Source organism: Streptomyces sp. NPDC052107, assembly GCF_040680215.1.
In the GTDB taxonomy this organism is placed as follows: Bacteria; Actinomycetota; Actinomycetes; order Streptomycetales; family Streptomycetaceae; genus Streptomyces.
In genome coordinates this window covers 1-21179 of sequence record NZ_JBFAWG010000002.1, presented here as the reverse complement: position 1 = coordinate 21179, position 21179 = coordinate 1, and the positions used below count along the sequence as shown (strand labels likewise).

The 21179-nt window shown below is 73.0% G+C and carries 19 protein-coding genes; 5 read left to right on the top strand and 14 right to left on the bottom strand.

Annotation, left to right across the window (positions count from 1 at the left end; genetic code table 11):
- Window positions 1–33: 33 nt before the first annotated feature.
- Both AB0M27_RS01970 and AB0M27_RS01965 read right to left on the bottom strand, forming a co-directional pair.
- Window positions 34–660 (bottom strand): NUDIX hydrolase, encoded by a 627-nt coding sequence (locus tag AB0M27_RS01970; RefSeq protein WP_365716904.1) that lies wholly within the window; start codon window positions 658–660, stop codon window positions 34–36.
- An 83-nt stretch (window positions 661–743) separates the two neighbouring features.
- On the bottom strand, window positions 744–2393 hold the full coding sequence (locus AB0M27_RS01965) for a CTP synthase (protein WP_365716902.1): 1650 nt from the start codon (window positions 2391–2393) through the stop codon (window positions 744–746).
- Between the two features lie 529 nt (window positions 2394–2922).
- Here AB0M27_RS01965 and AB0M27_RS01960 point away from each other — a divergent pair.
- The 3 genes from AB0M27_RS01960 to AB0M27_RS01950 are packed head-to-tail and all read left to right on the top strand — an operon-like array spanning window position 2923 to window position 7812.
- Window positions 2923–4725 carry a glycoside hydrolase family 15 protein gene (locus tag AB0M27_RS01960; protein WP_365717512.1) on the top strand — a complete coding sequence of 601 codons (1803 nt, stop codon included), beginning with the start codon at window positions 2923–2925 and terminating at the stop codon, window positions 4723–4725.
- A gap of 49 nt (window positions 4726–4774) precedes the next feature.
- Complete coding sequence (locus tag AB0M27_RS01955) at window positions 4775–6121, top strand: FAD-binding oxidoreductase (RefSeq protein ID WP_365716900.1); 1347 nt, start codon at window positions 4775–4777, stop codon at window positions 6119–6121.
- Window positions 6122–6165: 44 nt separating this feature from the next.
- A complete protein-coding gene (locus AB0M27_RS01950) occupies window positions 6166–7812 on the top strand; it encodes a PucR family transcriptional regulator ligand-binding domain-containing protein (RefSeq protein ID WP_365716898.1) in 1647 nt (548 codons plus the stop codon).
- Here AB0M27_RS01950 and AB0M27_RS01945 read toward each other — a convergent pair.
- The 7 genes from AB0M27_RS01945 to AB0M27_RS01915 all read right to left on the bottom strand — a co-directional run bounded on the left by AB0M27_RS01945 (window position 7809) and on the right by AB0M27_RS01915 (window position 14369).
- Window positions 7809–8945, bottom strand: a complete 1137-nt coding sequence (locus tag AB0M27_RS01945) for a glycosyltransferase family 4 protein (RefSeq protein WP_365716896.1) — start codon at window positions 8943–8945, stop codon at window positions 7809–7811. The two genes, AB0M27_RS01950 and AB0M27_RS01945, sit on opposite strands and share 4 nt — an antisense overlap.
- 269 nt (window positions 8946–9214) lie before the next feature.
- Window positions 9215–9961, bottom strand: coding sequence for a hypothetical protein (locus AB0M27_RS01940; protein ID WP_365716894.1), 747 nt, complete (start codon window positions 9959–9961; stop codon window positions 9215–9217).
- A gap of 25 nt (window positions 9962–9986) precedes the next feature.
- Window positions 9987–11705 carry a DNA repair protein RecN gene (gene recN, locus AB0M27_RS01935; RefSeq protein WP_365717510.1) on the bottom strand — a complete coding sequence of 573 codons (1719 nt, stop codon included), beginning with the start codon at window positions 11703–11705 and terminating at the stop codon, window positions 9987–9989.
- A 159-nt stretch (window positions 11706–11864) separates the two neighbouring features.
- Complete coding sequence (locus AB0M27_RS01930) at window positions 11865–12254, bottom strand: hypothetical protein (RefSeq protein ID WP_365716892.1); 390 nt, start codon at window positions 12252–12254, stop codon at window positions 11865–11867.
- A gap of 69 nt (window positions 12255–12323) precedes the next feature.
- On the bottom strand, window positions 12324–13229 hold the full coding sequence (locus AB0M27_RS01925; protein ID WP_365716890.1) for an NAD kinase: 906 nt from the start codon (window positions 13227–13229) through the stop codon (window positions 12324–12326).
- Window positions 13226–14041, bottom strand: coding sequence for a TlyA family RNA methyltransferase (locus tag AB0M27_RS01920; protein WP_365716888.1), 816 nt, complete (start codon window positions 14039–14041; stop codon window positions 13226–13228). The genes AB0M27_RS01925 and AB0M27_RS01920 overlap by 4 nt, the downstream gene beginning before the upstream one ends.
- A gap of 7 nt (window positions 14042–14048) precedes the next feature.
- Window positions 14049–14369: a hypothetical protein gene (locus tag AB0M27_RS01915; RefSeq protein ID WP_365716886.1), complete on the bottom strand. Its 321-nt coding sequence runs from the start codon at window positions 14367–14369 to the stop codon at window positions 14049–14051.
- A 42-nt stretch (window positions 14370–14411) separates the two neighbouring features.
- On the opposite strand from AB0M27_RS01915, the gene AB0M27_RS01910 reads away from it, so the two are divergent.
- Window positions 14412–14759: a sterol-binding protein gene (locus tag AB0M27_RS01910; protein WP_365716884.1), complete on the top strand. Its 348-nt coding sequence runs from the start codon at window positions 14412–14414 to the stop codon at window positions 14757–14759.
- Here the strand turns inward: AB0M27_RS01910 and AB0M27_RS01905 are convergent.
- Genes AB0M27_RS01905 through AB0M27_RS01890 form a run of 4 tightly spaced genes read right to left on the bottom strand, consistent with a single transcriptional unit; the run spans window position 14743 to window position 18758 of the window.
- The gene (locus tag AB0M27_RS01905; protein ID WP_365716882.1) at window positions 14743–15591 is read right to left on the bottom strand and encodes an ABC transporter ATP-binding protein; all 849 of its coding nucleotides are present in this window, start codon (window positions 15589–15591) and stop codon (window positions 14743–14745) included. The two genes, AB0M27_RS01910 and AB0M27_RS01905, sit on opposite strands and share 17 nt — an antisense overlap.
- The gene (locus AB0M27_RS01900) at window positions 15588–16619 is read right to left on the bottom strand and encodes an iron chelate uptake ABC transporter family permease subunit (protein WP_365717508.1); all 1032 of its coding nucleotides are present in this window, start codon (window positions 16617–16619) and stop codon (window positions 15588–15590) included. The genes AB0M27_RS01905 and AB0M27_RS01900 overlap by 4 nt, the downstream gene beginning before the upstream one ends.
- Window positions 16620–16630: 11 nt before the next feature.
- The gene (locus AB0M27_RS01895; RefSeq protein WP_365716880.1) at window positions 16631–17674 is read right to left on the bottom strand and encodes an iron chelate uptake ABC transporter family permease subunit; all 1044 of its coding nucleotides are present in this window, start codon (window positions 17672–17674) and stop codon (window positions 16631–16633) included.
- A 55-nt stretch (window positions 17675–17729) separates the two neighbouring features.
- Window positions 17730–18758, bottom strand: coding sequence for an HAD-IIA family hydrolase (locus AB0M27_RS01890; protein ID WP_365716878.1), 1029 nt, complete (start codon window positions 18756–18758; stop codon window positions 17730–17732).
- A 73-nt stretch (window positions 18759–18831) separates the two neighbouring features.
- Here AB0M27_RS01890 and AB0M27_RS01885 point away from each other — a divergent pair, with 73 nt between their 5' ends.
- Complete coding sequence (locus AB0M27_RS01885) at window positions 18832–20115, top strand: DUF1015 domain-containing protein (protein ID WP_365716876.1); 1284 nt, start codon at window positions 18832–18834, stop codon at window positions 20113–20115.
- A gap of 77 nt (window positions 20116–20192) precedes the next feature.
- Here AB0M27_RS01885 and AB0M27_RS01880 read toward each other — a convergent pair whose 3' ends face one another.
- Window positions 20193–20924: a hypothetical protein gene (locus AB0M27_RS01880; RefSeq protein WP_365717506.1), complete on the bottom strand. Its 732-nt coding sequence runs from the start codon at window positions 20922–20924 to the stop codon at window positions 20193–20195.
- Window positions 20925–21179 lie beyond the last annotated feature (255 nt).

The window sequence follows — 21179 nt, the reverse complement described above, 5'->3', positions numbered from 1 at the left end:
GGGTGCGGCCCCGGGCTGGGCTCCGGTTGCGGCTCAGGACTGGAAGGGCCGGGCCGGCCAGGGCGCGTCGGCCGGGCGGAGCGCGTCGATGCCGTCGCCGCCGCGCGCGGCCACCAGGGAGAGGACGCCGACGACCAGGCAGTTGTTGTGCACATCACCGGCCAGGATCCGGCGTACGAGCTCCTCGACCGGCACGCGCGCGTGCTCCATGTCGGTCTCCTCGTGCTCCGCCTCGAACCGCTCGCCCTCCGCCTCTGACAGGTCGCGGGCGAGGAAGATCCGTACGGCCTCGTCGCAGCCGCCGGGCGTGGTGTAGACGTCGGTCAGCACCCGCCAGTCCTCGGCCTTGACGTGCGCCTCCTCGTACAGCTCGCGCTGGGCGGCGTGCAGCGGGTTCTCGCCGGGCACGTCGAGCAGACCGGCCGGGATCTCCCACAGCTTGTGCCGCACCGGGTGGCGGTACTGGTTGATCAGCAGCACCCGGTCCTCCTCGTCGAGGGCGAGGACGGCGACCGAGCCGGGGTGGACCTGGTAGTCGCGGCGGGCCACCGATCCGTCGGGCATGACCACGTCGTCCGTGCGGACGGAGGTCTTGTTGCCCACGAAGGGGGTCTCCGTCGCCCGGATCTCCCACTCCTCGGGGGTGTCCTTGATCGTCATGCCCTGTCCTTCCCCAAAGCGCCAAGCGGCCGGGGCGCGATCGTTTTGAATGCGCGCGCCCCGGCCACCGTACAACCCTTGTGTTACTTCGAGATCTTCCGCTCGACCGCGGCCTTCACCAGGCCCGCGAACAGCGGGTGCGGACGCGTCGGCCGCGAGCGCAGCTCCGGGTGGGCCTGCGTGGCGACCAGGTAGGGGTGGACGTCACGCGGGTACTCCACGTACTCCACGAGCTTGCCGTCCGGCGAGGTGCCCGAGAAGAGGATGCCGGCCTTCTTCTCCAGCTCCGCGCGGTAGGCGTTGTTGACCTCGTAGCGGTGGCGGTGCCGCTCCTCGACGTACTCCTTGCCGTCGTACACCTCGCGCACGATCGAGCCCTCGGCGAGCTTCGCCGGGTACATGCCGAGACGCATCGTCCCGCCCATGTCACCCTCACCGGCGACGATGTCCAGCTGCTCGGCCATGGTGGAGATGACCGGGTGGCCGGTGGCCGGGTCGAACTCGGTGGAGTTGGCGTCCGGGATGTCCGCCAGGGTGCGCGCGGCCTCGATCACGATGCACTGCAGGCCCAGGCACAGGCCGAGCAGCGGGATCTTGTTCTCGCGGGCGTACTTGATGGCGCCGACCTTGCCCTGCACACCGCGGTCGCCGAAGCCGCCGGGGATGCAGATGCCGTCGACGTCGGACAGCTGGGCCTTGGCGCCGGCCGGGGTCTTGCAGTCGTCCGAGGTGACCCACTTGATCTTCACCCGGGCCCGGTTGGCGAAGCCGCCGGCGCGCAGCGCCTCGGTCACCGACAGGTAGGCGTCGGGCAGGTCGATGTACTTGCCGACCAGCGCGAGCGTGATCTCGTGGTCGGGGTTGTGGACGCGGTCCAGCAGGTCGTCCCACGTGGTCCAGTCGACGTCACGGAAGGGCAGGTCCAGCTTGCGCACGACGTAGGCGTCCAGGCCCTCGGAGTGCACGACCTTCGGGATGTCGTAGATCGAGCGGGCGTCGGGACAGGCGACCACGGCGGCCTCGTCGACGTCGCACATCAGCGAGATCTTCCGCTTGATCGCGGTCGGCACCTCGCGGTCGCAGCGCAGCACGATCGCGTCCGGCTGGATACCGATGTTGCGCAGCGCGGCGACGGAGTGCTGGGTCGGCTTGGTCTTCAGCTCGCCGGAGGGGCCGATGTAGGGCAGCAGCGAGATGTGCACGACGAAGACGTTGTCCCGGCCGACCTCGTGGCGGACCTGGCGGACGGTCTCCAGGAACGGCAGCGACTCGATGTCGCCGACGGTGCCGCCGACCTCGGTGATGACGACGTCCACCTCGTCGGTGGCCATGCGCCGGATGCGGTGCTTGATCTCGTTGGTGATGTGCGGGATGACCTGCACCGTGTCGCCCAGGTACTCGCCGCGCCGCTCCTTGGCGATCACCGTGGAGTACACCTGGCCGGTGGTGACGTTGGCGGTGCCGTCCAGGTCCCGGTCGAGGAAGCGCTCGTAGTGGCCGATGTCCAGGTCGGTCTCGGCGCCGTCGTTGGTGACGAACACCTCACCGTGCTGGAAGGGGTTCATCGTGCCCGGGTCGACGTTCAGGTACGGGTCGAGCTTCTGCATCACGACGCGCAGGCCGCGGGCCTTGAGCAGCATGCCCAGGCTGGAGGCGGTCAGGCCCTTGCCGAGCGAGGAGGCGACGCCCCCGGTGACGAAGATGTGCTTGGTCGTCGTGGATTTGGGCGGCATGGCCAAGAGGGGGCTCCCGTGGTCGCTGTCTGTGATGCGGTGCGGCTGCCGTCCCGGATGCCTCCGGAGGTGCCGTCGCTGCGGTTCGGGGGTTTCAGGCCCACCGGTCCACGGGCTACCAGGGTATCAGCGCCCGGCGCAGATGGCTTCCGGCCACGCTCCGCGCTCGCCCGCGCACAGGACGATCCGGCACACTGTGCACAGGCACGCAAACGTCACATGGTCATCACCCGCTGCTCACCCGTTCGGCCCACACAGGTTGCCCGGAGCGGCACGCAGATCATCTACGTGCGTCGTATCCTGCTCGGACACTCGCTGCCGAGCCCGGCCGGAACGACGGCACACCCCCGCCTGTACCACCCGGAACAACGTGAGCGCGGCAGTTCGTTGAGCAAAGACTGTCGTATTGCCTCAGGGCTCGGCGGGCTGCTTTGCTTCACCGCTCAACGACGCATAACAACGACCCCTTGACCGCACTAGCGACAGCCCCCTGCGCGGGGGTGACGTGGCCGTTCGACTGGAGTTGCACGTGGCCGGGCGCATCGAAGACTACGCACTCATCGGAGACATGCAGACCGCAGCCCTGGTCTGCCGGGATGGCACGGTGGACTGGCTGTGCCTGCCCCGCTTCGACTCGCATGCCATCTTCGCCGGCCTGCTGGGCACCGAGGAGCACGGCTTCTGGCGGCTCGGCCCGGCCTACGCCGCCGACTGCCGGCCGCCCGCGGCCGCCCGGCGCAGCTACCGGGGCGACTCGCTGATCCTGGAGTCGGAGTGGGACACCCCGCGCGGCACGGTCCGCGTGACCGATTTCATGCCCCCGCGTGAGGGCGCGCCCCAGTTGATCCGGATCGTGGAGGGCGTCACCGGCCGGGTGCCGATGCGCTCCGCGCTGCGGATGCGGTTCTCCTACGGCCGGGTCATCCCCTGGGTGCACAAGCACGAGGGCCGTACGGTGGCGGTCGCCGGACCGGACTCGGTGTGGTTCGACACGGAGGCCGAGACCTACGGAAAGTCGCTGACGACGTACGCGGACTTCACGGTCGCTCCGGGTGACCGGATCGCCTTCACCATCTCGTGGCAGGCCTCGCACAAGGAGCCGCCGTCGCTGCCGGAGCCGGAGGCCTCGCTGGAGGCGACGGAGGAGTTCTGGCGCGAGTGGGTCGAGCACTGCACGTACCACGGACCGTACCGCGAGGCGGTGATCCGCTCCCTGATCACCCTGAAGGCCCTGACGTACGCCCCCACGGGCGGCATCGTCGCGGCCCCGACGACCTCGCTCCCCGAGGACATCGGCGGGGTCCGCAACTGGGACTACCGCTACACCTGGCTGCGCGACGCCGCGATCACCCTGTCCTCCCTCCTGCGCACCGGCTACCGCGAGGAGGCCCGCGCCTGGCGCGAGTGGCTGCTGCGCGCGGTCGCAGGCGACCCGGACAACCTGCAGATCATGTACGGCATCGCCGGTGAGCGCGAGCTGGGCGAGGCCGAGCTGGACTGGCTGCCGGGCTACGAGCACTCGGCCCCGGTCCGGGTGGGCAACGGCGCCGCGCACCAGCTCCAGCTGGACGTGTACGGCGAGGTCACCGAGGCCCTGCACCTGGCGCACATGACGGGCCTGGCCCGCAACGACTACGCCGCCCTGCTCCAGCTCAAGCTGATCCGCTATCTGGAGGACCACTGGCAGGAGCCGGACGAGGGCATCTGGGAGGTGCGCGGCCCGCGCCGGCACTTCGTGCACTCGAAGGTGATGGCCTGGGTCGCGGTGGACCGCACCATCAAGCTGATCGAGTCCGGGGACGCGGACGGCCCGCTGGAGCGCTGGAAGGAACTGCGCGACGACATCCACCGGGACGTCTGCGAAAAGGGCTACGACAAGGAACGCAACACCTTCACCCAGTCCTACGGCTCCCAGGAGCTGGACGCCTCGCTGCTGCTGATCCCGCAGATGGGCTTCCTGCCGCCGGACGACAAGCGGGTGATCGGCACGATCGAGGCGATCCAGCGCGAGCTGTCCACCCCGGACGGGTTCATCCTGCGTTACCCGACGGAGGGCGTCCACGCGGGCGTCGACGGCCTCCCCGGCGACGAGGGCGCCTTCCTGGCCTGCTCGTTCTGGATGGCGGACGACCTGGCGATGATCGGCCGCGTCGACGAGGCCCGCAAGCTGTTCGAGAGGCTCCTCGCACTGCGCAACGATCTCGGCCTGCTCGCCGAGGAGTGGGACCCGCGGCTGCAGCGGCAGGTGGGCAACTTCCCGCAGGCGTTCAGCCACGTGCCTTTGATCGACACGGCTCTGCGGCTGACGGCTTCGGGGGCGTACGGGGGCTGAGCGGCCCGCCTAGGCTGGAAGGCGGCACCCTGCCGGAAAGGGGGCTGCCATGGCTTCCCGTTCCAGGGCCCACGCCGCCCTCGCCGCGCTCCGCGAGGATCTGGCCGGCGAGGCGTTCGCCCCGGGGGACCCGGGCTACGACGAGGCCCGGGCCGTCTTCAACGCGATGAACGACCGGCGCCCGGCCGTGATCGCCCAGTGCGCGAACGCGGCCGACGTCGTCCGAGCCGTGCGCTTCGCACGTGACCTGGATCTGCACATCGCCGTCCGTGGCGGCGGGCGCGGGCTGGTGGGGGCCCGGGTCGACGGCGCGCTCGTCGTGGATCTGCGCCGGATGCACGAGGTGACCGTCGACCCGGCGGCCGAGGCGGTCCGGGTCGAGGGCGGGGCCACGACGAGCCATCTGGACCGGGCCGGCCAGCCGTACGGCCTCGCGACCCCCGGCGCCCGGGCTCCGGCCACCGGTGTCGGCGGATTCGTCCTCGGCGGCGGCACCGGCCTGCTGGACCGTGCCTTCGGCCTGGCCGTGGACAACCTCATCGGCGTGGAGCTGGTGACCGCCGACGCCGAGCGAGTGCACGCCAACGCCGACGAGAACCCCGAGCTGTTCTGGGCGCTGCACGGCGGGGGCGGCAACTTCGGCATCGCCACCGCGCTCACCCTGGAGCTGCACGAACTGCCGGAGTTCTCGGTCGCGCTGCTGCTGTTCCTGCCGGAGTTCGGCCCGGACGTGGTCCGCACCTTCCGCGAGATCGTCCGTACCGGTCCCGACGAGGTGAGCGGCGCCGCGATGTATCCGGCCCTGGACAGGGTGCTGTGCGGCGCGCTGCTGACGTACGCCGGTGGGGAGGCGGGGCTGCGCAAGCTGGCCGAGCCGCTGCTGGCACTGCCGCACGAGACGGAGGCCCTCGGCGCGCTGCCGTACGCGGACGCGCAGTGCCTGCTGGAGCCCCTGTCCGGCCTCCGGAACCACTGGTCGGCCGAGTGCCTGACGGACCTGCCCGAGGAGCTGGTGGACCTCTTCTGCGCCCGCGCGGACGGCATGCCCGCGTCGAACGGCAGCCGGCACGTGATCTTCCCGCTGGGCGGCGCGATCGCCGCCGGAGCCGGTGCGTACCCGGTGCCGTACCGGGACGCGTCCTGGATGGTGCACGCCTTCGCCTGCTGGACGGACCCCGCCGACGACGAGCGGGCGATGGCCTGGGTACGGGACGCGTGCGCCGACGTACGGCCCTGGAGCACCGGTGCCGTCTGCCTCGACCTCGTCGGCGACGAGGGCCCCGAGCGCGTCCGGGCGGGCCTGGGTGCCGGGAATCTGCTGCGGCTGGAGAAGGTGAAGCGTCGCTATGACCCCGACAACGTCTTCCGCTTCAACCACAACATCAGGCCCATCTGACCGGGAGCTGTCCCGAGGGCGTTTACGCAGGTAGCGTCCGCTGCATGGACAGCCGTACGGACAACCGATTCGACACCCAGGGCGCCGGGATCACCGTTCAGCGGGCGCTGGAACTGCCGGGGCTGCGCAGCGGGCTGCCGGAGATCCTGGCGGGTGCCGACCGGCTGGGTCGCACGGTGCGCTGGGTGCACGCGGGCGAGGTGCCCAACATCGCCTCGCTGCTCAAGGGCGGCGAGCTGCTGCTCACCACCGGCTACGGACTCGGCACGCGTCCGGCCGAGCAGCGGGCGTTCGTGCGCACCCTCGCCGAGCGCGGGATCGCCGCCCTGGTGGTGGAGCTCGGCCCGCGCTTCAGCCGGCTGCCCGCGGCCCTGGTGGACACCGCCCGCGCCGCCGGGCTGCCGCTGGTCCAGCTGCACCGCGAGGTGCCGTTCGTGACGGTGACCGAGGAGATCCACACCGAGATCGTCAACGGCCACTACGCCCTGCTCCAGCGCGCGGAGGAGGTGCACCGGCGCTGCACCGAGGCCCTGCTGGGCGGCGGCGGGGTGCCGCAGGTGCTGGGCATCCTGGCGGACTTCAGCGGCAACCCGGTGTTCCTGGAGACGGCCGACGGCCGCCTGCTGTACGCCGCCGGGGAGGGGCCGGAGGGCGCGGACCCGCTCCAGGTGTGGGAGGGGCTGCGCGGCCCGCACAAGGACGTGCCGCCGCCCGCCGGTTCGGTGCTGGTGGACGTGCCCGGCGGCGGCCCCGGTACGGCGGGCTCGGTGCGCGCCCGCCTGGTCCTGCTGCCGGTTCGCGCACCGCTCGCCCCGGTGCACCGGATCGCCGCCGAGCGGGCCGCGGGGATCCTGGCGGTGGTGCTGATGCAGGCCCGGCAGGAGGAGGAGCTGGCGGCGCGCGGGCGCGGTGACTTCCTCACCGATCTCGCCGAGGGCCGGATCACCGCGGAAGACGCCCCGGCGCAGGCCCGGGTCCTCGGCTTCAAGCCCGGCGACAGCCCGCTGCTGCCCGTGGTGATGCGGATCGGGGACAGCCTCTCCCCCGGCGGTGGCTGGGCGGTGCTGGCGCGGGCGGTCTCCGAGGAGCTGGCCGCGGTGGGCGTGCCGGTGCTGCTGGGCGTGCGGCCGGTGGAGGGCCGGGTGCTGGTGCTGCTCGGGCTGCGCTCGGAGTCCGAGCGGTCGGCCGTCGCGGATCGGGTGGCGGCCGCGCTGCGGGCGGGCGTGGAGCGGGCCGGGATGCGCCGGCCGGGCTCGCCGCCGCCGGTCGTGGTGGTCGGCGTGGCGGGCGGCTGGGCGGCGGCCTCCGCGGGGCTGCGGCACGCGGCGGAGACGGCGACGGCCGCGCAGGGCCTGACGGACCGGCCCTGGTACGACGCCCGCCGCCTCGACATCGACCTGCTGCTCTGGCGGCTGCGCGACCACCCGGACCTCGCCGCGTTCGTGGACCGGGCGATCGGCCCGCTGCGCGACCACGACAACCGGTCCAAGCCGCCGCTGCTGCCGACCCTGCAGACCTATCTGGCGCACGCCGGCCGCAAGGCGGAGACGGCCCGCGAACTGCACCTCAACCGGCAGACCCTGTACAACCGGCTCGCCCGCATCGGGGAGTTGCTGGGCACCGACCTCGACGACCCGCAGACGGTCCTGGCGTTGAGCCTGGCCCTGCGGGCCCGCAGACACGTGCCCTAAGCCAGCGGCTGCGGCTGGGTCAACTCGTCGTAGACGCTGAGCACTTGGGCGACCGTCTCGTCCTCGGTCGGCCAGCTCGCGGCCTGCCGCACCCCGCGCTCCCGCAGCTCCTCCCGGCGCTCCGGGTCCGCGAGGAGCCGTACGACGGCGGACGCGAGCGCCTCCGGGTCGCCGTACGGGACGAGTTCGGCCGCGTCACCGACGAGGTCGGGGATGCCGCCGACCCGGGTCGCGACGAGCGGCACGCGCGCGTGGAGAGCCTCCTGGGCGAGGACGGACCGCGACTCCCAACTGCTCGTCAGCAGCGCCAGATCGGCGGCGGCGAGCAGCTCGGGCACGTCCTCGCGGGTCCCGATGAGCCGCACCGGCAGTTCCTCGTCCTCGATCCGCCGCTGCAGCGCCGCCCGCAGCGGCCCCTCCCCGGCGATGACGACCAGCGGCACGGGGTCCAGGTCCCGCCAGGCGCGGGCCGCGTCGAGCAGGAGGTCGTAGCCGCGATGCCGGTCGAGGGAGCCGACCGCGATGAGCAACGGGCGGCCGATGGCACCGAGTTCGGCCCGTACCTTGGGGCGCAGCCGGTCGGGGTCGTCGAGGACGACCGGCCGCCGCTGCCCCGGCAGGCCGACGGCGGCGAGCCGGGCGTCCCGCGCCCCCGTGTCCCGGGCCCGGTCCACCAGGTCGGAGCTGGTGCCGAGGACCACGGCCGCCGTCCGCACCACCCGCCGCTCCAGCAGCCGCAGCAGATGCGCCCGCGGACCCTCCGTCTGGGCCCGGTTGTGCCAGGTGACCACCAGCGGAGTGGACCGGCCGCTGAGCGCGAGAACGGCCCGGAAGGAGGCGTGCAGCCCGTGCGCGTGCACCAGGTCGGCGTTGGCGCAGGCGGTCCGCAGCGCGGCCACGGAGACGGGGTCGCTGCTGCGCGGCACGTGCACGTGATCGGCTCCGGCGCCGGTGAAGTCGTAGGCGCGGTCGGCCTCGACGGGGGCGCACACCGTGACCCGTACGCCCCTCGCCACGAGCCCCTCGGCCAGCGAGCGCACATGCGCGCTGCTGCCGGCGTTGCCTCCGCCCAGCACCTGCACGGTGCGCAGCGGCGACTGGCCGTGCGGTGCGTTGCTGCTCAGGGGGCTCACGGGGCCGGGGCTCCTGGTTCGGCGTGGGCGGTCACGAGGAAACGTACAGAAGGTAGCGGGCTCAGGGGGGGTGGAAGGACATACCCCGCGCGCCTCCCGCGCGGACCGTGTGCCCTCAAGCATGCCAGGGGGAACGGCCGTTACGGGAAATCCGGAGGGCGCACTGTGCGGCGGGCCGGGGCAGTGCGCCGGAGCACGTCACCCACACGAGTGAGGAAAACGGCGGCACGGCCGAACGCCGTCCGACCGCGTCCGGCGAGGTCAGACGCTCACAGCGCCCGCGCCCACGCGCTCACCCGGTCCCCGTATACGGCGGCGGCCACGACCGCGGCGGCGTGCGCGAACAGTCCCGCGCGCCGGTTACCCGCCACGAAGGCCGCCCCCAGCGCGGCGCCGAGCGCGTGCGCCCCCGTGTCCCCGATCATCACGCGCTCCCCGAGGTCGTCGGGCAGCACGGCCGCGGCGCCGCCCATCGCGACGGCCGACAGCCCGGCCGCGGGCCCCTTCCGCAACAGCCCCGGCGCCCCGAGCGCGAACACCGCACCGGCGGCCCGCCCGGGCCGTACGTCGACGAGGTTCACGAAGTGCGCGGCACCGCCGATGACAACCCCGGCGAGCACCTTGTCCAGCACCCGCTCCTTCATCACCGCCCCCGCGACCAGTCCCGCGGCCGAGATCCCGAACAACTTCACGGCCCCGCTGGTGACTTCTCCGTCCCGCAACGCCCCGAGATGCGCCCGGAACCCCCGCCGATGGTCCCCCGCGACATCGTCGTACGCCCCGCAGACCCCGGCGGCGAGCACGGCGAGCCCGGCCCCCGGATGCACCCGCGCTGCGGCGACAGCCGTACCGAGCGCCGAGGCGGGTCCGGCGAACAGGTCGACCGTGCGCCCGGCGTAGTTCTTCCGCTCCCACGACTCCCGCCCGCCGGGCGCCGCCATGCGCAGCACGGTCTGGCCGGCCCGGGTGAGCGCGGCGGACAGCAGGAAGGAGCGGGACTTGCGGCTGGCGATCATCCCGCCACCCTAGAACCCGAACCGGCTACAGGTCCGCCCTGGCCGTCGCCAGGAGTTCCTCCGCGTGGGCGCGGGCCGTCTCGGAGTCCTCCTGGCCGGCCAGCATGCGGGAGAGTTCGCGGATGCGTTCCTCGCCCTCCAGGACCTTGACGCCGGAGCGGGTGACCGAGCCGTCGTTGGTCTTCTCGACCAACAGCTGCCGGTCGGCGAAGGCGGCGACCTGGGGAAGGTGGGTGACGACGACGACCTGCGCGGTCTTGGCGAGCTTCGCCAGCCGGCGCCCGATCTCCACCGCGGCCTTGCCGCCGACACCGGCGTCGACCTCGTCGAAGAGGTACGTCGGCACGGGGTCGGTGCCCGCGAACACGACCTCCACGGCGAGCATCACGCGGGACAGCTCACCACCGGAAGCGCCCTTGGCGATGGGCCGCGGCGGGGCGCCCGGGTGCGGGGCGAGCAGCAGCTCGACCTCGTCCACGCCCGACGGCCCGTACGCGACCGTACGCCCGCCGACCTCGACGCCCTCCGGGTCCTCGGTCTGCCGGATGGCGAAGGACACGCGCGCGTGAGGCATCGCGAGCGAGGCCAGCTCGGCCGTCACGGCGGCGGCGAACCGCTCGGCGGCCTCCGTCCGCGCGTCCGTCAACGCCTGTGCCAGACCGCCCAGTTCGACACGGAGCGCGTCCCGCTCGGCGGTCAGCTCATCGATCCGCTCGTCGTCGCCGTCCAGCTCGGTCAGCCGGGCGGCGCTCTGCTCGGCCCAGACGAGGACGGCGTTCACGTCGTCACCGTACTTGCGCGTCAGCGCGTTGAGGGCCGCCCGCCGCTCCTCGACCGCCGCCAGCCGCAGCGGATCGGCGTCCAGGTCGTCGGCGTACCCCGCCAGCTCCCCGGCGACATCGCCGAGCAGGATCCCGATCTCCCCGATCCGGTCGGCGAGGGAGGCCAGCGCCGGGTCGTGCGCGCGCACGGCCTCCAGCGCACGGTGGGCGCCCGCGACGAGGGTGGAGGCGTCGATGCCCTCGGGGTCCTCGGGATTGCCCGCGAGAGCGGCGTGCGCGGCCGTCGCGGCGGACGACAGCGCCTCCGCGTGCCCCAGCCGCTCGGCCTCCTCGGCCAGCTCGGCGTCCTCTCCGGCGCGCGGCTCGACGCCGGCGATCTCCTCCAGGCCGTACCGCAGCATGTCGGCTTCCTGCGCCCGCTCACGCGCGCGTGTGGTGATCTCCTCCAGCTCGGCGGCGACGGCCCGCAGCCGCCGGTAGGCCTCGGTGTACTTGGCGAGCGGTACGGCGACCGTGTCCCCGGCGTACCGGTCCAGCGCCTGCCGCTGCCGGGACAGTTTCAGCAGCCCCTGCTGGTCGGTCTGCCCGTGCACGGCCACCAGGTCGTCGGCCAGCTCGGCGAGCAGCCCCACGGGCACGCTGCGCCCGCCGAGGTGCGCCCGCGAGCGCCCCTCGGCGGAAACGGTACGGCTGATCAGCAGGGCACCGTCGTCCAGCTCGGCCCCGGCCTCCTCGGCGCGTACGGCGGCGGCGGCGTCCGCGGAGACGGTGACCCGCCCCTCCACGACCGCCTTCTCGGCCCCGATCCGCACGAGCGCCGGGTCCGCCCGCCCACCGAGCAGCAGCCCCAGGCTGGTGACCACCATGGTCTTGCCCGCACCCGTCTCACCGGTGACGGCGGTGAACCCGGGCGACAGCTCGACGACGGCATCGTCGATGACCCCGAGCGACCGTATCCGCATCTCCTCCAACACGGAGAAGACCTTACGAGGTCGAAGGGCCGGAGTGCGACGGGCCCCGGTCCGGTTGTGTGAAGGTGCAGGTGACGGATGCGGATCGGTTTCGCATTGTCACCCGGGCGAGTGCTGCGTCCGCAGCGCAGCGCCGTCGGCGCAGCGTCCTCAGTGCAGTGCCTTGAGCAGGGCGACACCGTCGGGCGTGCCCCAGCCGGTGACGGCGTCGTACCCGGGCTTCACCGGGTAGCCCACCGCGGGCGGGTGCGAGGCGTTGTCGTGGGCGGCGGCGATGTCGCGGCAGGCGACCTCGCCGAGCGGCTGGCCGTTGATGCCGGTGTCGTAGAGGAACGGCGTGAAGAAGCGCTGCTGCTTGTCCGCCGGCAGCAGGGCGTTGATGCGGGCGATCAGCGACGCCCACAGCGGGGCGGAGGCACTGGTGCCTCCGGCGGGGAACGCAGCGCCCTGGAAGATCAGGTCGTATCCCGGGCTGCCGGCGAGCGCCGCGATGTCCGGCACGACCCTGCCCTGGATGCTGCCCGGGTTCAGGGAGTCCACGTTGACGCACCTCGGGCCACCCGGACAGGTCACCATCTGCCCGGCATTGGAGCACGCGCGAACGAGACGCTAGTGCGGCGCCCCCCGCCACCCCGTGGTCGGCAGCGCGAACTTCGCCACCAGCCGGTCGGTGAAGGACGAGTGGTGCAGCCGGGCCAGCCGCACCGGCACGGCCCCCCGCCGTACCTCCACCCGCGCCCCCGGCGGCAGCTCGACCGTCCGCCGCCCGTCACACCACAGCACGCCCGGCGGAATGTGCGGCAGAACCTCCACCGCGAGCACCGAATCCGGCGACGTGACCAACGGTTTCGCGAACAGGGCGTGCGCGCTGATCGGCACCATCAGCAACGCCTCGACCTCGGGCCACACCACAGGGCCGCCCGCGGAGAACGCGTACGCGGTGGACCCGGTGGGCGTCGACAGGACCACCCCGTCACACCCGAACCCCGTCACCGGGCGCCCGTCGATCTCCAGCACGACTTCCAGCAGCTTCTCGGCGCCGGCCTTCTGCACGGCCGCCTCGTTCAGCGCCCAGTCGGTGTGCACGATGTCCCCGTTGCGGTGCACGACGACGTCGACGGTCATCCGCTCCTCGACCTCGTACGACCGCGCCACCACCCGGTCGACCACCCGATCGAGGTCGTCGCGTTCGGCCTCCGCGAGGAAGCCGACACGCCCCAGGTTGACGCCGAGCATCGGCACCCCGGACGCCCGGGCGAACTCGGCACCCCGCAGCAGCGTCCCGTCTCCGCCGAGCACGATCAGCAGCTCGCACCCGTCGAGGCACTGCGGAGTCGCCTCCTTGACCAGCTGCACCTCGTCCGGCAGCGGCAGGTCGCGCGCCTCCTCCTGCAGCACCCGCACCCCGATGCCATGCCGCAGCAGGCCCTTGACGACGAGTTCCGCACTGCGGATCGCCGCGGGCCGCCCGGTGTGGGCGAGCAGGAAAACAGTACGCGCCAGGTTCTGTGTCAACGCGGCCCCTCCGCCACTGCACGGTCGACGTCGGCCGGGTCCACCTCGGGTGCCCCCGCCCGCAACCAGAGAAAGTACTCGACGTTCCCCGAGGGCCCGGGCAGCGGACTGGCGGTGACTCCACGCACCCCGAGCCCCAGCTCCCAGGCCTTCTCGGCCACTCCCCGCACGGCCTCCGCGCGCAAGAGCGGACTCCGTACGACACCCCCGCTGCCGAGCCGCTCCTTGCCGACCTCGAACTGCGGCTTGACCATCATCACCAGGTCGGCGTCCGGCTTCACGCACCGCTTCAGGGCCGGCAGCACCAGTCCCAGCGGGATGAAGGACAGATCGCCCACGACAAGATCCACAGGTTCTCCATCGATCGCCTCGAGCGTCAACTCGCGTACGTTCGTACGGTCCTTGACGGTGACGCGTTCATCGTTCTGGAGAGACCAGGCGAGCTGTCCGTATCCGACGTCCACCGCGACGACGTGCGCGGCGCCCGCGCGCAGCAGGACGTCGGTGAAGCCGCCGGTGGACGCGCCGGCGTCCAGCGCGCGCCGGCCCTCGACCACGAGCCCCTGCGGCACGAAGGCCTCGAGCGCGCCGGCGAGCTTGTGCCCGCCCCGGGAGACGTAGTCGGGGTCGCTGTCGTCGGCCTGGACCACGATCGCGGCCGCGGTCTCCACCTGGGTCGCCGGCTTGGTCGCTACGGCCTTGCCGACGGTGACCCGACCGGCGACGATCAGCTGGCTGGCGTGCTCACGCGAACGCGCGAGCTTCCGGCGGACCAGCTCCGCGTCCAGACGGCGGCGTGCGACTCCTGCCACGTTCGGTTCAGCTCCTGTGTCGGTACGCCGGTGAGGGCGCCTGTTGGTGCGAAGGCGGGGGCCCCGGAGGTCCCGGGCGGGCGTCGAGCGCGGTGAGCGCGTCGCGCAGCCCCCGGTGTACATCCTCGTACACCTCGACGTGCCCGTCGGTGGCGAGGTGGTCGGCGTCGGCCAGCCGCTCCAGCTGGGCGTCGACCTCGGCGTTGCCGGTGGGGGTGCGCGGGACGTTCAGGGGGGCGGGCGCGGCGGGGTCGTACGCCTGAAGTGCCTCCACCGCCTCCTGCACCGATTCCTGCGGGATCTCCGTCTCCGCAACCGAGTCGCTCATGCCCCGACGCTACCCCGAACCGCTGGGGTACCGTCGTGGGCGATGGCCACGATCGAGGAGTGCCGCGCCGCACTGGGAAAGCTTTCGGACAACATGCAGGGCGCCGAGGGCGACGTTCGGGCGGCCGCCGCCCTGGACCGCTCGGTGAGCTGTCACATCACCGACCTGGACGTCACCTTCGCCGGCCGGATGACGGGCGGGCGGATCGAGGTGGACGAGACCCATCCCGGCCCGCCGCGTGAGAAGGCGCAGATCAGGCTCGCCCTGGCCGGGGACGACCTGGTGTCCCTGGTGGACGGCGGGCTGAACTTCGCGACCGCGTGGGGCAAGGGCCGGGTGCGGCTGGAGGCGAGCCTGCTGGATCTGTTCCGGCTCAGGAAGCTGCTGTGATCCGCTCGGCACGTGCCTTGCGAGCGGCCGGTACCACCAGCGGCGTCCCGGTCTCCGGGTCGTCGATGACCTGACAGCGCAGCCCGAACACCCGCTCCACCAGCTCGGCGGTGACGATGTCGTTCGGGGCGCCCTCGGCGATCACCTCGCCGCCGCGCAGGGCGATGAGGTGGGTGGCGTAGCGGGCCGCGTGGTTGAGGTCGTGCAGGACGGCGACCAGGGTGCGGCCCTGGGTCTCGTGCAGCTCGGCGCACAGGTCGAGGACGTCGATCTGGTGCTGGATGTCGAGGTAGGTGGTCGGCTCGTCCAGGAGCAGCAGCGGGGTCTGCTGGGCGAGCGCCATGGCGATCCACACCCGCTGCCGCTGCCCGCCGGACAGCTCGTCGACGTACCGCCCGGCCAGCTCGGCGACCCCCGTCTGCCGCATCGACTCCTGGACGACCCGCTCGTCCTGCGCCGACCACTGGCGCAGCAGGCCCTGGTGCGGGTAGCGGCCCCGGCCGACGAGGTCGGCGACGGTGATGCCGTCGGGCGCGATGGACGACTGCGGCAGCAGGCCGAGGGTCCGCGCCACCTTCTTGGCGGGCATCGACTGGATGACCTGCCCGTCGAGCAGCACCCGGCCCTCGCTCGGCCTGAGCATCCGCGACAGCGCCCGCAGCAGCGTCGACTTGCCGCACGCGTTCGGACCGACGATCACCGTGAAGGAGTTGTCCGGGATCTCCACGGACAGCTGTTCGGCGATGACGCGCTGGTCGTAGGCGAGGGTGACGTTCTGCGCGGACAGGCGGTTCACAGTGCTCCCAGTCGTGTTCGTGTCGGTGCCGCTCATATCCGGCCCGCCCTGCGCTCGGTGACCAGCAGCCACAGCAGATAGCCGCCGCCGAGGACGCCGGTGACCACGCCGACGGGCAGCTGGTCGGCGCCGAAGGCGCGCTGCGAGGCCCAGTCGGCGGCGACCAGCAGGGCGGCGCCCATGCAGAGGGAGGGCACCAGGTTCGGGCCCGGCGAGCGGGTCAGGCGCCGGGCCAGCTGCGGCGCGGTGAGCGCGACGAAGCTGACGGGTCCGGCGGCGGCGGTGGCGGCGGCGGTGAGCAGTACGGCGCAGACCATCAGCACGAGCCGGACGCGCTGTACGCGCACGCCGAGGGCGTTCGCGACGTCGTCGCCCATCTCCATCATCCTGAGGCCGCGCGCGTTGACGAGGACCAGCGGGACGAGGACGGCGCAGAGGGCGAGCAGCGGCCCTACCTGGTCCCAGTCACGGCCGCCCAGCGAGCCGGTCATCCACACCACCGCACGGGCCGCGTCGACCAGGTCGGCCTTGGTGAGCAGATAGCCGTTGACCGCAGTGGCGATCGCGGAGACACCGATACCGACCAGGACGAGCCGGTATCCGTGCACGCCCTGCTTCCAGGCGAGCAGATAGATGGCGAGTCCGGTCACCAGGCCGCCGATCAGCGCGCCGACGGTGACCTGCGTGGTGCTGCCGGACAGCAGCACGATGACGACCAGCGCGCCGGCCGTCGAGCCCTGGGAGAGGCCCAGCACGTCCGGGCTGCCGAGCGGGTTGCGGGAGACGGACTGGAACAGCGCGCCGCCCAGGCCCAGCGAGGCACCGACCAGCAGGCCGACCAGCACGCGCGGCAGCCGCAGCTCGCCCACGATGAAGTCCTGGTAGGCGTTGCCGTTCCCGGCGAGGGTCCGGAGCACGTCGGACGCCGGGATCTTCGCGTCGCCGGTGCCGATCAGCGCGACGCCCGCCGCGCAGGCGGCGGCCAGCAGCAGGACGACGACGATCAGGGCCCGCGGGTCCAGGCGCAGGGAGAGCCCGCCGGGGGTGCGGACGGCCCGGTTCATGGATCGGGTCTTCACAGCTGGGCCGTCCTCCGCCGTCGTACGAGGAAGATGAAGACCGGACCGCCCATGATCGCGGTGACGATGCCGACCTGGAGTTCCGAGGGGCGGGCCACGACCCGGCCGACGACATCGGCGCCGAGCAGCAGCACGGGCGACAGGACGGTGGCGTACGGCAGGATCCAGCGCAGGTCCGGGCCGGTGAAGGAGCGCACGACGTGCGGCACCATCAGGCCGACGAACACGATGGGGCCGCAGGCCGCGGTCGCGGCGCCGCACAGGACGGTGGCGGCCAGCATGGCGAGCGCGCGGGTGCGGCCCAGGTTGGCGCCGAGGGCACGGGCGGTGTCGTCGCCCATCGCGACGGCGTTCAGCGGCCGGGCCAGGGCGAGCGCCAGGACCATGCCGACCGCGAGGAACGGCAGCACCTGCAGGATGGTCGAGTTCGTGGCCGAGGCCAGCGAACCCACCGTCCAGAAGCGCATCCTGCCGAGCGCCGCGTCGTCCAGGATCATCGCGGCCTGGAGGTAGCCGTACAGGGCGGCGCTGATCGCCGTGCCGGCGAGCGCGAGCCGCACCGGGGTGGCACCCCGGCTGCCGCCGAGGAACCACACCAGCGCGCTGACCGCCGCCGCCCCGAGGAAGGCGAACCACACATAGCCGGTGAGGCTGGTGACGCCGAAGTAGGTGATGGCCGTGACGACGGCGGCCGAGGCACCGGCGTTGATGCCGAGCAGTCCGGGGTCGGCCAGCGGATTGCGGGTGAGCGCCTGCAGCACCGCGCCCGCGAGGCCCAGCGCGGCACCGGCGAGCAGGCCCAGGACCGTGCGCGCGATCCGCTCGTCCACGACGACGTCGCCGTAGGTCCCCGTGTCGTGGAACAGGCCGTGCCAGACCTGGTCCGGCGACAGTGCTTTCGCCCCGATCGCGATGCTCGCCAGGGCGACTAGCACCAGGATCGCGGCGGAGAGCAGGAGCCCAAGGGCCCTTGCCGCCCGGCGGGTTGGAGGCGCGGGGGCGGTCTCCGCGCGCTGTTCCGGAGGACTGTCGACCAACACGAGGTTAGGTTAGCCTACCCTCGCTACCGATCTCGATCCCCGGGGCGGGGATGCCTCACAGTCCGAGCCGCGCCAGCGCCTTCCCCCCGTCCAGCCCGCAGGAGCCGTCGCCGGCCGCCGTCCAGGCCGAGGCGCACAGCGCCCGCAGCCCGTCCAGCGGCTCCCCGTCGCCCTCCAGCTCCAGCCGGTCCGCCCCGGCCGTAGCCGTCCAGCCACCGCACCGGAAGCCCTCCGTGAGCCGGCCGACCTCCGGCTGCCCGGTGAGCAGCCCGCGCAGATCGGCGTCCACATACGTCGGCCGGTGCTGCGGCGGCGCCGCGAGCAGCTGGACGCCGTCGGTGACACCGGTCAGCACCAGCAGCGAGTCCACCCCGCCGTTGAACGCGCCCTCGATGTCCGTGTCCAGCCGGTCCCCGACCACCAGCGGCCGCTTCGCGCCGGTCCGGATGATCGTCTCGCGGTGCATCGGCGGCAGCGGCTTGCCCGCCACCTGCGGCTCCTTGCCCGTCGCGATCCGTACGACCTCCACGGCCGCCCCGTTGCCCGGAGCGATGCCCCGCCCGCTGGGAATCGTCAGGTCGGTGTTGGACGCGAACCACGGCACCCCGCGCGCCACCGCGTAGGACGCCTCCGCGAACCGCCCCCAGGTCAGATCCGGCCCGCCGTACCCCTGCACGACCGCCGCCGGATCGTCGTCCGCCGACTCCACCGGAGTCAGCCCCCGCTCGCGCAGCGCCACCCGCAGCCCCTCGCCGCCGATCACCAGCACCCGTGCCCCGGCCGGCACCTGCTCGCTGATCAGCCGCGCGACCGCCTGCGCCGAGGTGATGACGTCATCGGCGCCCGTCGGTATGCCCAGTTCCGTCAGATGCTCGGCCACGGTGTCCGGGGTCCGCAGCGCGTTGTTGGTGACGTACGCCAGATGCATCCCGCCCGAGCGCGCCACCGCCAGCGAGTCGACCGCGTGCCGGATCGCGCTCCCGCCCGCGTACACCACCCCGTCCAGATCGAGCAGCGCCGTGTCGTACGCCTCGCTCAGGGGCTGCCCACTGCCCTCGGGCCTCGTCCTGACCGCCTGGCTCATTCCACATCGCTCCTCGTTCGACCGTCTTTCCCCCGATCATCCCGCACGCCACCGACACACGTACGATGCCGGGATGAACACTGCAGGTCGCTCGGAAGCAACGGCGCGCCAGGGCCTGGAACTCACCCCGTTCCGCGGCCTTCGCTACGACCCCGACCGGGTCGGCAGCCTCGCCTCCGTCACCTCCCCGCCGTACGACGTCGTCGTACGCCCCGACGGGGTGCACCACCTCCAGTCCGCCGACCCGTACAACATCGTCCGGCTGATCCTGCCCGAGGCCGGCACCCCGAGCGCCCGCACCGAGCAGGCGGCCGACACCCTGCGCCGCTGGCTGGACGAGGGCATCCTCACCGCGGACCGCGAGCCCGGCCTGTACGTCTACGAGCAACAGGACGCGAGCGGCATGCTCCAGCGCGGTGTCATCGGCGCGCTGCGGGTCTCGGAGCCGGCCGAGGGCGTGGTGCTGCCGCACGAGGACGTCATGCCGCCCGTGGTCGCCGACCGCGCGGCCCTGATGCGGGCCACGCGCGCGAACCTGGAGCCGCTGCTGCTGACCTACCGCGGCGACGGCACCGCGGCCGAGGTCGTCGAGCGCACGGCGGAGAAGCCCCCGCTGCTGGCCACGACCACCGAGGACGGCTTCCAGCACCGCCTCTGGTCCGTGACCGACCCCGCCGACCTGGCCCGCATCCAGTCCGACCTGTCCCACCAGCAGGCCCTGATCGCCGACGGCCACCACCGCTGGGCCACCTATCTGCGGCTGCGCGCCGAGCATCCCTCCCCCAGCCCCTGGGACCACGGCCTGGTCCTGCTCGTCGACACCGCCCGCTACCCGTTGCGCGTCCGTGCCATCCACCGCCTGCTGCACGGCCTTCCGGTCGCGGACGCACTCGCGGCCGTGGAGGGCCTGTTCCGGGTACGGCGCCTCGACACGCCGCTCGCCGAGGCACTGGAGACGCTGGCGGACGCGTCCTGCGCGGGCAACGCCTTCCTGCTGGCCGGCGACGGAGCCTTCCACCTGCTCGACCACCCGGACCCGGACCTGCTGGCCCGGACGATCCCGGCCGGCCACCCGGCGGCCTGGCGCTCCCTGGACGCCACGGTCCTGCACGCCACGCTCCTCGACCATGTCTGGCACATCCCCGAGGACTCCCCGGCCCACATCGCGTACATCCACGACACGGCCGCGACGGTCGCCAAGGCGGAACGCGACGGCGGTACGGCCGTCCTGATGCACCCGGTCCGCGAGGAGGTCGTCCGCGACCTGGCCCGACAGGGCGTCACGATGCCCCGCAAGTCGACGTCGTTCGGCCCGAAGCCGGCGTCGGGGCTGGTGCTGCGGGCACTGGAGATCTGAGCACCGGGAACGCGAAAGGGGGCAGGTTCCACCGGGAACCTGCCCCCTTTTCAGTGACTGCCTTTCAGTGACTGGCGTCAGTCCTCGTCGCCGTCCTCCTGCGACGGCTTCTGCGGCTCGCCCTCGCTCTCGTCCAGAGCGTCGACGAACTCCACGCCGTCCAGCTCGGCGAGCCGGTCGGAGGCGTCCGTGCTGCCGTCCCGGTCGGCCTCCACGGCCTTCGCGAACCACTCCCGCGCCTCGCCCTCCCGGCCGACGGCCAGCAGGGCGTCGGCGTAGGCGTAGCGCAGCCGCGCGGTCCACGGCTGGACCGAGTTGGAGGCGAGCTCCGGGCTCTGCAGGGTCACGATGGCCGCGTCCAGCTGGCCCATGTCGCGCCGGGCACCGGCCGCGACGAGCCGCATCTCGACCTGACCGGCCTTGTCCAGCTTGTGCACCTCGGGGGCGCCGGCCATGTCCAGCGCCTTCTCCGGCCGCCCGAGCCCGCGCTCGCAGTCGGCCATCACCGGCCACAGGTCCACGCTGCCGGTCATCCGTCGCGCGGCCCGGAACTCGGCGAGGGCCTCGCCGTACTTCTGGTTGGCGTACGCCGCGAACCCGGCGGCCTCGCGTACGGCGGCCACGCGGGACGCCAGACGCAGGGCCACCTTCGAGTAGGCGTAGGCGCCCTCGGGGTCCTCGTCGATGAGCCGGGCGACCATCACCAGGTTCTTGGCGACATCGTCCGCGAGTGTCTTGGGCAGGCTCTGCAGCTCCTGCCGGACGTCCTTGTCGATCTCGTCACCGGTGACGTCCTCCGGGATCGGCAGCCGCTTGATCGGCTCGCGGTCCCGGTCGCGCTCGTCACGGAAGCGGCCACCGCCCCGGCGGTCGTCACGCCGGTCGTCACGGCCCCGGAAGCCACCGGGCCGCCCACCACGGTCGTCCCGACGGGGCCCACGGCCGCCGCGGTCGTCGCGGCCGCGGAACCCGCCGCGCTCGCCCCGGTCGTCCCGGCGGTCGTCGCGACGGTCGTCGCGGCGGAAGCCACCGCGGTCGTCGCGACGGTCGTCACGCCGGTCGCC